We start from the raw sequence: 14867 nt of genomic DNA on the forward strand, positions 1-14867 counted from the left end.
GGGGACCGGATGAGCGCGGTCCTTTTCTAGAGCCTGCTTTCATCGTCACTTTACGAAAGGAGCATGCCATGTTGACTCCCGTTCGTGCAGCGTCCAATGCAAGCTTTTCGTCCCAGGGTCAGACAGCGGCGATCGTCGCCGGCGGTCTCGGCCAGTCGGTGATTGCCCCCGCGCCTGTCAACGCCGTCGAAGCCGCAGACCTCAATTCCGCCATTGCCGGCAAGCTCAACATTCTGCTCCTTGCGGCGCGCGAGCGCATGGTCGAAGCCCTTTTTGATGTCATCGACGCGGCAGGCCGCTCGATTTCGCTCGATCGTGGAGATGATGAGAGCAATCTTGCCTTCGCCTCCCGGCTTGCCGATACGATCCGGCGGCTGCCGGCCGCGAGAATCGACGAGGTCGAGCGCCAGCTGACCGCGCAAGGCCACGGTCTGCCGCTGCGGACCATTGCCGAAGCTCTGAAAAACCCGACAGGCCCGGAAGCCGCCCGCATCGTCGCCTATCTGGAAATCGTTCGCTACAAGGATCGCGATCTCGCCGCCCGCGCCGTCGTGCGCTCCTATGGCCAGAACGACGCCTCGCCGATGCGCGCCGAAGCCCGCCCCGAAATCCAGCTGCATGAGGACAACAGGCCGACTGCCGCCACGCGCCAGCTGGCGGAAAAGGTGCCGGTATTGGTCGCTCCGTTGACCGAGGCTGCAGCGCTCGTGACTGCCGAAGAGCCGCTTATCGCCGAAACTGTCGAGGCCGCCGATCCGGAAACGCCACAGCCTGAAGAAGCCCCGGCCCAGCCTGCCCCGGTGGCGGCAGCGGAAGTCGCCGCGGAAGAATCCCTGCCGCAGGAGATCGAAGCCCAGCAATTATTGTCAACGGATCTGGACAAAATCGAGGATACGCAGGAAGCGGTGGAGCAATCGGCCGTTCAGCCCCGCATAGTGTCCGACAAGGCCGATCCCGTCATTCCCAGGAACTGGGCAGGGATCGTCGCCTCCATGACCGAAGAAGCCTCGGAGATGATCGCCACCCTCATCCGCGAGCAGGAAATCGAAACCGTGCTGGAGGATGTTCCCGTCGATGCGGCGGTGGAAATCGATACGATCCTCGATGACGCCGTCATCAGCGAGGCGACCGGGAGCTTGACTAAGCAGCCGGTGGAACTTGCCGCGCCGGACGTCCGCCAGACCGCAGCGCTCCGCTCGTCGCAGCCGGATATCCCGCCCTTGGTTGTCGAGACCCGCCAGCCGAGGGAAGTCTCCGCCCAAGCGGAAATGATACCGCTCCCGGAGACGATCGAATCCCCCTATGTGCCGCTGGCGGCAAGAATGCCGGAGGGACTTGCCTACACCCAGCTGCCCTATCAGTTCGCCAAGGATATCCTGTCGAACGAAAAGGCAGGCGAAACCCACCACCAGCACCAGCACCATCGCGACGGCGCCCCACAGGATCAGAATCAGGACGAGCAGCAGGCGCAGTCCGGCGGCGAGGATGCCGAGCCCGACGGCGAAGAGACCGACGCAGCACCCGCGCGGAGGACCCCGAGGATGATCGATTCCGAACCAGTGGCTCATCAGCCGGCAGGCGCGGCCGCCGATCCGGTCTATGCCCTCTATCAGCGCATGGTCGGCTGGGAATAGCTTTTTTTAAAGCCTGAAAATGAAGAACCCGCCGGATCGCTCCGGCGGGTTCTTCAATTCAAAGGCGGTGAGGCTTATTCGCCGCCGCGGTTCTTCAGGGCTGCGCCCAGGATGTCGCCGAGCGAAGCGCCGCTGTCGGACGAACCGAACTGGGCAACGGCTTCCTTCTCTTCCGCAATCTCCAGAGCCTTGATGGACAGCATGATCTTGCGGTCCTTCTTGGAGAAGTTGGTGACGCGGGCGTCGAACACCTGGCCGACCGAGAAGCGCTCGGGGCGCTGCTCGTCGCGATCGCGGGCGAGGTCGGCGCGACGGATGAAGGAAGTGATGTCCTCGTGGTTGACGAGCTTCACTTCGACGCCGCCGTCGTTTACCGCGATGACTTCGCAGGAAACGACTGCATTCTTGCGCAGGTCGCCAGAAGCAGCGGCGTCGCCGACTGCATCTTTGCCGAGCTGCTTGATGCCGAGCGAGATGCGTTCCTTCTCGACATCGACGTCCAGAACGACGGCCTTGACGACGTCACCCTTGTTGAACTCCTCGATGACCTGTTCGCCCGGACGGTTCCAGTCGAGGTCGGAGAGGTGCACCATGCCGTCGACATCGCCGTCGAGGCCGATGAACAGGCCGAATTCGGTCTTGTTCTTGACTTCGCCTTCGACTTCAGTGCCGGCCGGATGGCTGCGGGCGAATGCTGCCCACGGGTTTTCCAGCGTCTGCTTGAGGCCGAGCGAGATACGGCGCTTGGACGGATCGACTTCGAGAACGACGACTTCGACTTCCTGGCTCGTGGACAGGATCTTGCCGGGGTGAACGTTCTTCTTGGTCCAGGACATTTCCGAGATGTGGATCAGGCCTTCGATGCCCGGCTCCAGCTCGACGAATGCACCGTAGTCGGTGATATTCGTAACGGTACCGGAAATCTTCTTGCCTTCCGGATACTTGGCCTGGATGCCATCCCACGGATCGGACTCGAGCTGCTTCATGCCGAGCGAGATACGGTGGGTTTCCTGGTTGATGCGGATGATCTGAACCTTGACCTGCTGGCCGATGTTCAGGATTTCCGACGGATGGTTCACACGGCGCCATGCCATGTCGGTGACGTGCAGCAGGCCGTCGATGCCGCCGAGGTCAACGAACGCACCGTAATCGGTGATGTTCTTGACGACGCCGTCGACAACCTGGCCTTCTTCGAGGTTCTGAACGATTTCAGAACGCTGCTCGGCACGGGATTCTTCCAGAACCGTACGGCGCGAAACCACGATGTTGCCGCGGCGCTTGTCCATCTTGAGGATTTCGAAGGGCTGCGGGTTGTGCATCAGCGGGGTCACGTCGCGGATCGGGCGAATATCGACCTGAGAACGCGGCAGGAAGGCGATCGCACCGTCGAGGTCGACCGTGAAGCCGCCCTTGACCTGGTTGAAGATCACGCCTTCGACGCGCTCGCCAGCTTCGAACTTGGCTTCGAGCTTGACCCAGCTTTCTTCGCGGCGAGCCTTCTCGCGCGACAGAACGGCTTCGCCAAGCGCGTTTTCGATGCGCTCGACATAGACTTCGACTTCGTCGCCGACCTTCAACAGGCCGTCCTTGGCGCGCGCGCCGAATTCCTTGAGCGCGATGCGGCCTTCAACCTTCAGACCGACGTCGACAACGGCGACGTCCTTCTCGATGCCCGTGACGATGCCCTTGGTGACATAGCCTTCGGCCAGGTCGTTCTTGGCAAAGGACTCTTCGAGAAGAGCCGCGAAATCCTCGCGGGAGGGGGTAGCTACTGACATAAAATCTCCTGCGTGTCCTAAAACGGAAGCGGACACGTACGCGCCGGTTGGTTTGCGTTGAACGGGCCTGAACCCAGTCCGCCTTCTCTTACGAAGGCAATCCGGCGCTTGGACGGAATTTCAGGCTTGCTGTATTAGAAGCGATCCATGCTCAGAGCACGCAAAATCGCTTGAATTTAGGCATTTCGGCTCAAGACCGCATCGATGATCGATTGAGCAGCTTGAAACGCGGCCTCTATACTCATTTCCGACGTATCAAGCAAGTGCGCATCATCAGCTGGTTTCAAAGGGCTGTCGGCCCGTCCCATGTCGCGTTCGTCGCGCCGCTTGACGTCCTCGAAGATCGCATCGAAATCCGCGGTCAGGCCTTTGCCGAGGATCTCGTCATAACGGCGTCTTGCGCGGACTTCCGGCGACGCCGTTACATAGAATTTCACCGCCGCATTCGGGCAGACGACCGTGCCGATATCGCGCCCGTCGATCACGGTTCCCGGGGCTTTCGCCGAAAACCGCCGTTGCGCTTCGACCAGAGCCCGGCGCACCGCCGGCATGACGGCAATCTTCGATGCGGCTTCGCCGATCTCATGTTTGGAAAGTATATCGCGATCCAATCCAGCGAGTTCAACCTCTCGCGCGATCTTTTCCGCCACCGCCTCGTCGTCGAGCGGCAGGCCGGCATCGAGCAGCGCTTTGGCTGTGGCGCGATAGGTCAGGCCGGTATCAAGATGGTGATATCCGTAGCGCTCTGCGATGAGGCGCGAGAGCGTGCCCTTGCCCGCTGCCGCCGGGCCATCGATGGCGATGGTGAAGGTCTCGTTCGTCATGTGATCAATCCTGCGACAGCGCGCCGAAACGGCAAATGAGTTTGGCTTCGCGGAATTGCGGCGGCCGGTAGATCATTCCGCCACCGCCTCGATCTTTGCTCCAAGGCCGGTCATCAGCTGCATGAATTCCGGAAAACTGGTCGCGATCATCGCCGCGTCGTCGATCGTCACAGGATGCTCCGAGGCAAGTCCCATGACAAGGAAGCTCATGGCGATGCGATGGTCGAGATGTGTGCTGACCCGGCCGTCGGCAGCGTTACCGAGGCCCTTGCCGTCGGGCCGGCCGCGCACGATGAGAAAATCCTCGCCTTCGTCGCAGTCGACGCCATTCAGCTTCAGGCCGTCGGCGACGGCGGAAAGACGGTCGGACTCCTTGACCCGCAGTTCCTCCAGCCCCTTCATGATAGTCGCGCCCTCGGCGAAACAGGCGGCGACGGCGAGAATAGGATATTCATCGATCATCGACGGCGCGCGATCTTCGGGAACGGTCACGCCCTTGAGTTCGGAATGGCGCACGCGCAGGTCCGCCACGTCCTCGCCGCCGGCAAGACGTGCATTCGCCACCTCGATATTGGCCCCCATCTCCTGCAGCGTCAGGATCAGCCCGGTGCGGGTCGGGTTCATCAGCACGTTGACGATGGTGATGTCGGAGCCGGGGACAAGCAGCGCCGCAACCAGCGGGAAGGCGGTGGAGGAGGGATCGCCCGGAATGTCGATCACCTGGCCTTTGAGCTTGCCGCGGCCTTCGAGCCGGATCGTGCGCACACCCTCGCTGTCCGTTTCAACGGAAAGGGCGGCGCCAAAACCCTGCAGCATCTTTTCGGTATGGTCGCGCGTCATCACCGGCTCGATGACCGTGGTGACACCCGGCGTATTGAGGCCGGCAAGCAGCACGGCCGATTTCACCTGGGCGGATGCCATCGGCACGCGATAACGGATCGGGCTCGGCGTTCCCGGGCCTCTGAGCGTCACCGGCAGCCTGTCGCCCTCGGAGGCGCTGACCTGCACGCCCATTTCGCGCAGCGGATTGAGCACCCGGCCCATCGGCCGTTTCGAAAGCGAGGCGTCGCCGATGAAGGTGGAGCGAAAATCGTAGGTGCCGACGAGGCCCATGGTCAGCCGCACGCCGGTGCCGGCATTGCCGAAGTCGAGCGGCGCGTCAGGCGCAAGCAGTGCACCGTTGCCGGTGCCGTCGATCACCCATTGCGCGCCATCCTTGCGAATTCGGGCGCCCATCGCCTGCATCGCCCGGCCGGTATTGATCACGTCCTCGCCTTCGAGCAGGCCGGTGATCCGCGTTTCGCCGGAAGCAAGCCCGCCGAACATGAAGGAACGATGCGAGATCGACTTGTCGCCCGGAATACGGACGCTGCCCGCAAGACCGGCGGATTTGCGGGCGGTGGCGGGCTTTGGCGCAGAGCCGTGCAGCATGCGTAATCCTTTGCAAACGCAGTCTATTTTCGCCGCAAGACAGGCTTGGCCGGTCGCAATTCCCGTCCGCTTCCGCAGCTGTTGCGGCTCGTTAACATAAACGCGCCGGGCGGTCATCCGTCGGCTTGCCAAAAACCCGGCGGCCGGATCGCAAAGTTTGGCTTTGACATGGGAAGCCACAGCGATTAAGGGGACCGGCTTATAAATTCCGATGGAACGCCGGCTTGAACGGCATCTGCCGAATCTCATATTCGGCTATTCACACGAGGCTTATAGTGGCGAAAGCGGAACTTGGAACCAAGCGTACCGATCCGGAAACCGGCAAGAAGTTTTATGATCTGAACCGGGATCCGATCGTCTCTCCTTATACCGGCAAGTCCTACCCTCTGTCCTTCTTCGAAGAAACCTCGGCGATCGCCGAAGTTGCCGAGGAAGAGGAGGTCGCGGAAGTCGATACTGAAAACACCGAAGTCGAACTGGTTTCGCTGGAAGATGCCGATGACGCCGCCAGCGGTGACGACATCCCCGATATCGGCGATGACGATGTCGAAATCGAAGGCGACGACGACGACGATACCTTCCTCACACCCGACGAAGATGACGATGATGACGACATGAGCGACATCATCGGCGTGACCGGCGACGACGACGAAGTCTGAGACCGCATTTCGGCCCGGCGAGGAAAAAATTCTCCGGGCCAGATTTTTTAGGCTTGCTATCTCCGGAATCCGGAAGTAATAAGCCGCCACTCCGCAGGGCACGCCCTGAGGAGATTCCCAGGACCGGCCTCGAGCCGGACCACCTTGATGGGGCTATAGCTCAGCTGGGAGAGCGCTTGCATGGCATGCAAGAGGTCAGCGGTTCGATCCCGCTTAGCTCCACCACGCTTCGCCCTTACGGGCTTCGCGTGGCACAGCCGCGAGAAATCGTTAGGCCGAAGCAGTGCCCGGCATAGCCCGAAGGGCGACGACGGGCTGAAACGCTGATGTGGTACGTCTATATTCTCCGCAGCGCCGATTTTCCCGATCAGGAATACACCGGGTCTACAGCAGATCTGAAACAACGATTTGCGGCCCACAATGCCGGAAAATCCGCCCACACCGCCAAATTCGCACCATGGAATTTGCTCTGGTACTGCGCCTTTCCCGACAAGCTTAAGGCCCTTGAATTCGAAACATATCTGAAATCGCACTCCGGCAGGGCTTTTGCCAGCAAGAGATTGGTCCAGCCGAATCCGGACCCGGGTCGTCTCGCCAATTGGAAGACTGATTCCGATTAAGTGCCGCCTACCGCCGTGCAAAACAGTTGCGCAACGCGACCATCGGGTCGCTAGATTGACGTAAACGCCCCCATCCCCTTCCAATCGTCTTTGCCAATTCCTCAATGAGAGCATGTAATGTTGGTTGCCGCAATCTCAGCGATTCGGCTCAAGGCGACCTTCAGCCAAAGACCAGAGCAAGACGCCCTGCATTATCCGTATCCGACGAACCTTAGCCGGGCTCGCCCTTATCGGCTCGATCTCGTTTGTTGCCGGCATGACCGATGCCACCGGTCTTCAGCCGACCGGCGATTTCATCTCCTTCTTGACAGCGAATAGGTGAAAAAGTTGGACGAGATCGGCAAGGACTATGCATCGCTCGTCGCAAAGACAGCCGAAAGCAAAGGCTGGAACCGCGATGAATGAGAGCCCGTACCAGGCCATCCACGCGCAAGCGGCTTGGCGATGGAAAGATGCATCGCTGAAGGCCCCAAGTGAGAATTCATCGGCAAGAGGAAAATATCAAAGGCGGCTGTTTCGGGCAATCAGGCAAAATTAGAATATTTTATCTATTGATTTAATAGATTATAGCGTTCCATAGCCCTGTCGATTTTACCAATGAGATTTTCGAACGCCCGACGGATCCGTCGTTGGGCGCATGTGACTTGCCGTCTTCTTCCAAGACCAGCCAGGAGATATCATGAGCAATCCAGTTCTCGTCAATCAGATCATTCCCGAGTCCGATGTCGTGCCGCTGACCGGCCGCGTCGGAGCCGAAATCAGGGGTATTCGCCTCGGCGGAGACCTTTCGGACGCGACGGTCGCAGCCATCAATCAGCTTCTCCTGAAACACAAGATCATCTTCTTCCGCGACCAGGACCATCTTGGCGATCCAGAACAGGAATCCTTCGCACGCCGCCTGGGCGAACTTGTGCCTCATCCAACTCAGGGTCCGGTGGCCGGCACGGCCTCGATCCTCAATCTCGATTCCAGCCGCGGCGGCGGCAGGGCGGACCAGTGGCACACCGACGTCACCTTCGTGGATGCCTATCCTAAATTCTCGGTCCTTCGCGGCGTCGTCATCCCGGCGGCCGGAGGTGATACGATCTGGTCCAACACCCATGCCGCATACGAAAGTCTGCCAGCGTCGCTCAAACTGCTGGCAGACAATTTGTGGGCCATTCACAGCAATGCCTATGACTACGCAGCGGTGCGCCCTCGCGCCACCGCTGAAGAGAAGAAGCATTTCGAGGAAGTTTTCACGTCGACCATCTACGAGACCGAGCATCCAGTCGTGCGTGTCCATCCCGAAACCGGCGAAAGATCGCTGCTGCTCGGCAATTTCGTTCAGCGCCTCGTCGGCTTGTCGAAGAGTGACTCCGCAAAACTCTACGAGGTGTTCCAGTCCTACGTTACCGCCCCGGAAAATACCGTGCGCTGGCACTGGAGAGCTGGCGACGTCGCGATCTGGGACAATCGCACGACCCAGCACTACGCTGTCAACGACTACGGCGATCAACACCGCGTCGTGCGCCGCGCCACGGTTGACGGCGACGTCCCCGTCAGCGTCGACGGCCGCCGCAGCGTAACCCACGTCAAGGCCGCCAAGCCGAAAGCAAAGGCCGCGTGAGCGCGGCCGGACTAGGGAACGACCATGAAGCTTGATATCGCGCGGCGCTTGCCGCGCTACTCGATCGGCGAACGCGCGTCAGAAAGGGCGAACTGAGCGCGGTCGCATTGAAGGCTCGGAACTGCTGCTCGGCGCGCTTTCGAGCTGCCAGACCCATACCTTTCTCATCCATGCTTCCGATCAGGGCGTGCCGCTGCTATCGTTGCATGCTGAGCCACAGGGGTTCGAGCTTGTCACATAGGCATCCGAGACAATTGCAGGCGTGCCGGTCGTGAACGGGCGCCGACGACAAGGGGTGCTCCGGTAGGGCCTAGATGACGAGCGCTCAGTTCGCTTGAAGCAAATTCCTGATACATCCAAGGAAAAGTCCGAAGAGGAGCACACCCATGGCTAGTCCACCCGTTACCACCCGCATCGTTCTTGCATCGCGCCCATCCGGAAAGCCGGTGGCTGCGAATTTCCGGCTCGAGCGGGAGACGGTTCGGGATCTCGCCGAGGGCGAGGTTCTTCTCAAGACGCTTTATCTTTCCCTTGACCCCTACATGCGAGGCCGCATGGACGATGCCAAGTCCTATGCCAAGCCGGTCGAAATTGGCGGTGTGATGGAAGGGGGCACGGTTGCGCAGGTCGCACGCAGCCGCAACACGGCGTTCGAGGCGGGGGATATCGTCCTCTCGCATTCCGGCTGGCAGAGCTATGCGATTTCCGATGGTGCGGGCTTGCAGAAGCTCGATCCGGAAACCGCACCGATCACGACAGCACTCGGCATTCTGGGAATGCCAGGCTTCACGGCCTATGCCGGGCTTCGCAATATCGGCAAACCCAAAGCCGGGGAAACACTTGTGGTCGCGGCAGCGAGCGGCGCGGTTGGCTCGGCCGTTGGGCAGATGGCAAAGATTTACGGTGCGCGTGTTGTCGGAATCGCAGGCGGGTCCAAGAAATGTGACCACTTACGCCAGGAACTCGGCTTCGATGTCGCCATAGACCATCATTCGAGCGATTTTCCGGCACAACTCGCAGCCGCTTGTCCGAACGGAATCGATGTCTATTTCGAGAATGTTGGTGGCCACGTCTGGAGCGCGGTGTTTCCATTGCTGAACGACTTCGCGCGGATCCCGGTCTGTGGGCTCATCGCGCATTACAATGAAACATCCTCTGTTTCGAGCGGACGTGATCAGCTTCCTGCCGTGATGCGTGCCATCCTGCGGAAAAGCCTCACCATACGAGGCTTCATACAGCGCGAATTTGCCGACCAGCGTCCCGACTTCTCCCATCAAGCCGGAACGTGGATCTCCGAAGGGCGGCTCAAGTACAAGGAAGATATCGTTGACGGCCTTGAAAACGCTCCCGAGGCTTTCCTTGGCCTTCTGGAAGGGAAGAATTTCGGAAAGCTGATCGTACGCGTCGCGCCCTGACCCGTCGCCTCGGCGTTCTCTATTTCGCGGCGCAGTTCTTTTTGCTCACGGTCGGAACAGAACAAAAAAGCGAATCCCGAAGAAGCGGACGCCGGAGCACGTATATTCTATGAAAAATATAGAGACACTTTAATTTGGTCTCGTCTTATTCCGGAGGGTATGATGAAGATCACAAGGCGAGCTTTCACTGCAGTGGTGGCAGGTGCCATCGCGACACCTTTGACGCATGTTCGGCTGGCCGGCGCCGCTGACAAGGTCGTGCGTATCGGCTACCAGAAATATGGAACGCTGGTGCTTCTCAAGGGCAAAGGCACGCTGGAGAAGAAACTTGAATCCATTGGCTACACGGTTGAATGGACCGAGTTTCCGGGCGGTCCCCAGCTCCTCGAGGCCCTGAACGCTGGTGCTGTCGATTTCGGATCGACCGGCGAAACGCCGCCGATCTTCGCCCAGGCCGCGAACGCTCCGCTTGTCTACATCGCACACGAGCCGCCCGCCCCGCGCGGCGAAGCCATACTGGTCCCGAAGGATAGTCCCATAAAGTCCGTCGCGGAGCTGAAGGGCAAGAAAGTCGCCTTCAACAAGGGCGAACGTGCATTACCTGCTCGTCAAGGCGCTCGAAGAAGCCGGCTTGACCTATGAGGACGTGGAACCATCCTTCCTCGCCCCGGCCGACGGCCGCGCAGCCTTCGAAAAGGGCGCGATCGATGCTTGGGTCATCTGGGATCCCTTTCAGGCAGCGGCGGAAGTCGCGGTCGAAGCGCGAGAACTCAGAAACGGCGAAGGCATCGTTCCCAATCATCAGTTCTATCTCGGCACCAAGGCGCTGGTCGACGGGCACGCCGAGGCGATCGATGTTTTGATCGACGCCATTTCCGAGATCGACGAATGGACCAAGTCCGACACCGCGGCTGCGGCTGCGGAGCTCTCACCATCGGTCGGCATCCCCGAATCTGTCCTCGTCAAGGCGCTCGAACGCCAGTCCTACGGGGTCAAGAGCCTGGACGACACCGTTGTCGCACAGCAGCAGAGCATCGCCGACACCTTTTTCAAACTCAAGCTCATTCCGAAGGAGGTGACGATTGCCGACGTTGTCCGCAAGGGCAAGGCATAGTGCTCCTCTCCCCACCTACGTCTGCATGCCGGGACGTCGCGACGTCCGCCTGCAGAAGGAAGCTAGCATGACGGTTCCACTGGTCAGCTTGAGCAATCTGTCGACGGAGCCATACCCTTCGCCTCAGGTTGCCGCGATATGGGAGGCTCTTTGCGCGGAGGCCGTCAATGCTTCGGCCAAAGATGCAGCACTCACGCGCGCCATGAATTCCGCAGTGCTTTATCATGCGAGTTTCGCTCAGGCGCTCGCTCAGCGGGTCGCGATCAAACTGGCCAATCACGACCTCGACCATGACGAACTGCTGGCGGTGATTGCGCAGGCGTTTGTCGGCAATCGCAATATTGTCGCCGATGCCGCGGCGGACCTGACCGCGATCAAGGAGCGTGATCCATCGAACACGGAAATCCTGACGCCATTCCTGTATTTCAAGGGCTTTGTGGCTCTGCAGGGACAACGCGTCGCCCACTGGCTTTGGCATCATGACCGCCTCCATTTGGCGCGCCACATCCAGAGCCGTATTTCTGAAGTTTTCGGTGTCGACATTCATCCCGCCGCAAAGATGGGCAGGAGCATCATGCTCGATCACGGGAGCGGCCTGGTCATCGGCGAAACGGCTGTTGTCGAAGACGATGTTTCGATACTCCAAAACGTCACATTGGGAGGGACGGGCAAGGAGACCGGCGACCGGCACCCCAAGGTACGGCGCGGCGCTCTTATCGGAGCAGGGGCCAAGATTCTCGGCAACATCGAAATTGGTGTCGGCGCCAAGGTGGGTGCAGGCAGCGTGGTCGTGAATGCCGTTACAGCCTACACATCGGTCGCTGGCATTCCGGCGAGGCAGGTAGGCAAGCGCCACTTTAACCTTCCGGGCATTACGATGGACCAGACCCTGTCTGAACCGGAGTATACGATCTAAGGCTTGGGGTAGGCTTGTCTGGGCGAGGTTGGCGTGACGAGTGACTTGAAATCGCGCCTGGCAAAACACAACGCCCGGGAGGTTTTGCATAGCTCGAAACACGCCCCTTGGTCTTCAAGACCCATCTCGCTTTTTCCGGTGAAGCGCAGGCCTTTGGTTTCGGGAAATATCTGAAGTCGGGCTCGGGCAGAGCAACTCCGGCGGCCGCTCTTACAGGCCGCCGGTGCCTCGCACCTCACATCTCGACGATAACAGCTGTCACCCGCTTGACCACCGGCAGCATCAACAGCAGAACGGGAAAGGCGATCGCCCAGGAGAGCGCCCATGCGGAGGGCCACATGGCAAGGGCAGGGGCGGTCAGGCCCTGTGCTCTCACGATGCTGATCGCTGAGACGACTGATGTCATCAGCAGCGAGAGGATGAGCGGCATGACGATCGTATTGTAACGTTTGGGGAGTTTGCCTTTGGGCATTTTGATCTCCGTAAGGTGCCGATCAGACAATTGCGCAGCGCCGACCGGCGGGTTGCGCGTTGATTGACGTAAACGCTTACGGAGCTTCGATCTGAAGCAACGCCGTCTCTACGGCCGAAAATGTCTTGCCGTTCAAGTCCGCCCTCATCCCCTTCCGATCGCCTTTGCCAATTCCTCAATAGGACGATGTATATTTGTTGCCGCAACCTCAGCGATTCGGCTCCAGGACCCCAGCCAATGACCAGAGCAAGACGCCGCCGCATCATCCGGACACGACGAACCCTGACCGGGCTCGCGCTCGTCGGCTCGATCTCGTTTCTGGCCGGCATGACCGATGCGACCGGTCTTCTGCTGACCGGCGATTTCGTCTCCTTCATGACCGGCAACACGACGCGGGCCGCACTGGCCTTGAGTGAGGGCAATCTTTATCACGCGGCGGTCCTGATCTCCGCCATCGTCGTTTTCGTGCTTGGCAATGCGGCAGGCATCGTCATTTCTCATGTTTCTCAACGCCGTATTTTCGTGGTGCTCGGCTGCGTCGGGCTGGTTCTGGCGCTCGCCTCGATGATGACGGTGCAGAACATGTTGTTCGTGCGGTTCTACATGATCGTTTTTTCCATGGGCATGGTGAACGCCGCCGTCGAGCACATCGAAGGCCTGCCGATCGGGCTGACCTATGTGACCGGCGCCCTGTCGCGTTTCGGCCGCGGCATCGGCCGCTGGATCATCGGCGATCGTCATGTCGAATGGACGATCCAGATCGTGCCCTGGGGCGGCATGGTGCTCGGCGCAATCGCCGGCGCCGTCCTGACACGGCTGACAGGTGCGCACGCGCTGTGGCTGGTCTCCCTCTTCGCTATGGTGCTTGCACTTGCCGCCATGCTCATCCCGCGGCCGCTTCAGCGCCGCTTCAATCAGAAGGTCGCACCGAGCGGATCGGCCATCACGCGCGCGAAATAAAACTGTCGCATTCCTGTCACCGTCAAATCGGATAGGAAGGATCGCCGCCAATCCTCAAGGAGTGGGTCTTGTTCCTGATTTCGAAGCTTGTCTGGATTTTCGCTCAGCCGCTGTCGCTGGCATTCTTCCTCGTCTTCTTTGCCCTGCTTGCCGGCCTTCTGCGCTGGCGCATCTTAAGTATCCTCGGCGCAGCCGGTTCAGCTCTCATCCTCTTCGTCACGCTCTACACCACGGCCGGCAACCTGCTGATGCAGGGTCTCGAGCAGCGCTTCGCAAAGCCTGCCGCCGATCCCGATAGCCTGCAATGCATGATCGTGCTCGGCGGCGGCTTCGAAAACGAGGTGAACACGGCGCGCCACGGCATAGAATTCAATGGTGGAGCCGATCGCTTCATCGGAGCCCTGCGGCTGGCGCAGAAATTTCCGCAGTCGCGCATTCTGGTGTCGGGCGGCGACGGCTCCATTTCGGGCGTCTATGAAGGCGATGCGGCGGCGTCCGAGCGTTTCTTCCCGCTCTTCGGCGTCGGCAGGGATCGCCTGATCGAGGAGAGGCAATCGCGCACGACCTTCGAAAACGCCGTCAACACCAAGGAATTCCTGGCCAGCCAGGGGCTTTCCAATTGCCTGCTGATCACCTCGGGGTTCCACATGCCGCGGTCCGTCGGCATCTTCCGCAAACTCGGCATCGATATCGTGCCCTGGCCGACCGATTATCGCACTGACGGTCAGGTGAGGCTGGGGCTCGATTTCACTCAGCCGAGCCTCAATGCACAAAACCTGGCGACGGCGATCCGCGAATGGTACGGCCTGGTCGGCTATTATCTCGCCGGCCGGACGTCGGAGCTCTATCCAGGCTGAGAGCTATTTCTTCGAGATGGTGACGAATTTCGTGCCGCGGACGCGTGCCGTCACGATGCAGGGATCACCTTCGGTGCGGTCGCAGAAGCGCGGATGCATCTTCATCGCCAGCACCATGTTGCCGAAGCGCTGGACGAAATCGTAGCCATAGATCTGTGCCGTCGCGATCATGAAATAACCGCCTTCGGCAACTTGCAGGTAGAAATTATAGGTGCAGCCGTCGTCATTGCATTGCGGCCCCTTCTGCCCGTCGCAGGTCAACTGGCCCTCGTTGACCACCGCATCGATCAGGCCGTCATTGTTGATGTCCTGCCGGATGATGAAGCCGTCGGCAAACTCGGCCGCCTTGCACTGTTCCTGGAAATGTTTCTTCTCGTAGATCTCAGGGTCGGAGATCAGCGATTGCTGACTGAGGGCGACAGCCGGCATGGCAAGCAGCAGGACGATATTCAGAACGGCGAGCACCAGCGTTTTCACGGCTTTCCTCTTTGGGTAAAGGCTCCTAATGCATGTCGCCCAAAACTGTGTAGCGGTTTTGGGACAACGACATGCATTAAATCAAAGACTTCAGCTTTATG

The 14867-nt window shown here is 60.0% G+C and carries 13 protein-coding genes, 1 tRNA gene and 2 pseudogenes; 11 read left to right on the forward strand and 5 right to left on the reverse strand.

Going from position 1 to position 14867, the window contains the following annotated elements:
* Positions 1-68: 68 nt before the first annotated feature.
* The gene (locus RlegSU303_RS23140) at positions 69-1634 is read left to right on the forward strand and encodes a hypothetical protein (RefSeq protein ID WP_231283334.1); all 1566 of its coding nucleotides are present in this window, start codon (positions 69-71) and stop codon (positions 1632-1634) included.
* 74 nt (positions 1635-1708) lie between these two features.
* Here RlegSU303_RS23140 and rpsA read toward each other — a convergent pair whose 3' ends face one another.
* From rpsA to aroA, 3 genes are all read right to left on the reverse strand, one after another.
* Positions 1709-3412: a 30S ribosomal protein S1 gene (gene rpsA / locus RlegSU303_RS23145; protein ID WP_003544285.1), complete on the reverse strand. Its 1704-nt coding sequence runs from the start codon at positions 3410-3412 to the stop codon at positions 1709-1711.
* 176 nt (positions 3413-3588) lie between these two features.
* Positions 3589-4236 (reverse strand): (d)CMP kinase, encoded by a 648-nt coding sequence (gene cmk / locus RlegSU303_RS23150; RefSeq protein ID WP_131719774.1) that lies wholly within the window; start codon positions 4234-4236, stop codon positions 3589-3591.
* A gap of 72 nt (positions 4237-4308) precedes the next feature.
* Positions 4309-5667 (reverse strand): 3-phosphoshikimate 1-carboxyvinyltransferase, encoded by a 1359-nt coding sequence (gene aroA, locus RlegSU303_RS23155; protein WP_131719773.1) that lies wholly within the window; start codon positions 5665-5667, stop codon positions 4309-4311.
* A 275-nt stretch (positions 5668-5942) separates the two neighbouring features.
* On the opposite strand from aroA, the gene RlegSU303_RS23160 reads away from it, so the two are divergent.
* The 8 genes and pseudogenes from RlegSU303_RS23160 (at position 5943) to cysE (ending at position 12000) form a co-directional block, all read left to right on the forward strand.
* On the forward strand, positions 5943-6326 hold the full coding sequence (locus RlegSU303_RS23160; protein ID WP_012759632.1) for a TIGR02300 family protein: 384 nt from the start codon (positions 5943-5945) through the stop codon (positions 6324-6326).
* Between the two features lie 149 nt (positions 6327-6475).
* Positions 6476-6551: transfer RNA gene (locus RlegSU303_RS23165), tRNA-Ala, on the forward strand.
* Between the two features lie 101 nt (positions 6552-6652).
* Positions 6653-6946 (forward strand): GIY-YIG nuclease family protein, encoded by a 294-nt coding sequence (locus RlegSU303_RS23170; protein ID WP_017962715.1) that lies wholly within the window; start codon positions 6653-6655, stop codon positions 6944-6946.
* Positions 6947-7136: 190 nt separating this feature from the next.
* Positions 7137-7262, forward strand: a pseudogene (locus RlegSU303_RS23175) (YoaK family protein); the annotation flags it as partial.
* A gap of 363 nt (positions 7263-7625) precedes the next feature.
* The gene (locus tag RlegSU303_RS23180; RefSeq protein ID WP_017962717.1) at positions 7626-8555 is read left to right on the forward strand and encodes a TauD/TfdA dioxygenase family protein; all 930 of its coding nucleotides are present in this window, start codon (positions 7626-7628) and stop codon (positions 8553-8555) included.
* 386 nt (positions 8556-8941) lie between these two features.
* Positions 8942-9970 carry an NADP-dependent oxidoreductase gene (locus RlegSU303_RS23185; RefSeq protein WP_017962718.1) on the forward strand — a complete coding sequence of 343 codons (1029 nt, stop codon included), beginning with the start codon at positions 8942-8944 and terminating at the stop codon, positions 9968-9970.
* 162 nt (positions 9971-10132) lie between these two features.
* Positions 10133-11084, forward strand: a pseudogene (locus RlegSU303_RS23190) (sulfonate ABC transporter substrate-binding protein).
* A 67-nt stretch (positions 11085-11151) separates the two neighbouring features.
* On the forward strand, positions 11152-12000 hold the full coding sequence (gene cysE / locus RlegSU303_RS23195; RefSeq protein WP_017962720.1) for a serine O-acetyltransferase: 849 nt from the start codon (positions 11152-11154) through the stop codon (positions 11998-12000).
* Positions 12001-12235: 235 nt separating this feature from the next.
* Here cysE and RlegSU303_RS23205 read toward each other — a convergent pair whose 3' ends face one another.
* The gene (locus tag RlegSU303_RS23205; RefSeq protein ID WP_012759639.1) at positions 12236-12472 is read right to left on the reverse strand and encodes a DUF2798 domain-containing protein; all 237 of its coding nucleotides are present in this window, start codon (positions 12470-12472) and stop codon (positions 12236-12238) included.
* A 237-nt stretch (positions 12473-12709) separates the two neighbouring features.
* Here RlegSU303_RS23205 and RlegSU303_RS23210 point away from each other — a divergent pair, with 237 nt between their 5' ends.
* Positions 12710-13432, forward strand: coding sequence for a YoaK family protein (locus RlegSU303_RS23210; protein ID WP_131719772.1), 723 nt, complete (start codon positions 12710-12712; stop codon positions 13430-13432).
* Positions 13433-13500: 68 nt separating this feature from the next.
* Entirely contained in the window at positions 13501-14289 is a 789-nt protein-coding gene (locus RlegSU303_RS23215; protein ID WP_131719771.1) for a YdcF family protein, read from the forward strand.
* 3 nt (positions 14290-14292) lie between these two features.
* Here RlegSU303_RS23215 and RlegSU303_RS23220 read toward each other — a convergent pair whose 3' ends face one another.
* Positions 14293-14766, reverse strand: a complete 474-nt coding sequence (locus tag RlegSU303_RS23220) for a hypothetical protein (protein WP_130678701.1) — start codon at positions 14764-14766, stop codon at positions 14293-14295.
* Between the last annotated feature and the right edge of the window lie 101 nt (positions 14767-14867).

Source organism: Rhizobium sp. SU303 (assembly GCF_021052345.1).
GTDB classification, from domain to species: domain Bacteria; phylum Pseudomonadota; class Alphaproteobacteria; order Rhizobiales; family Rhizobiaceae; genus Rhizobium; species Rhizobium laguerreae.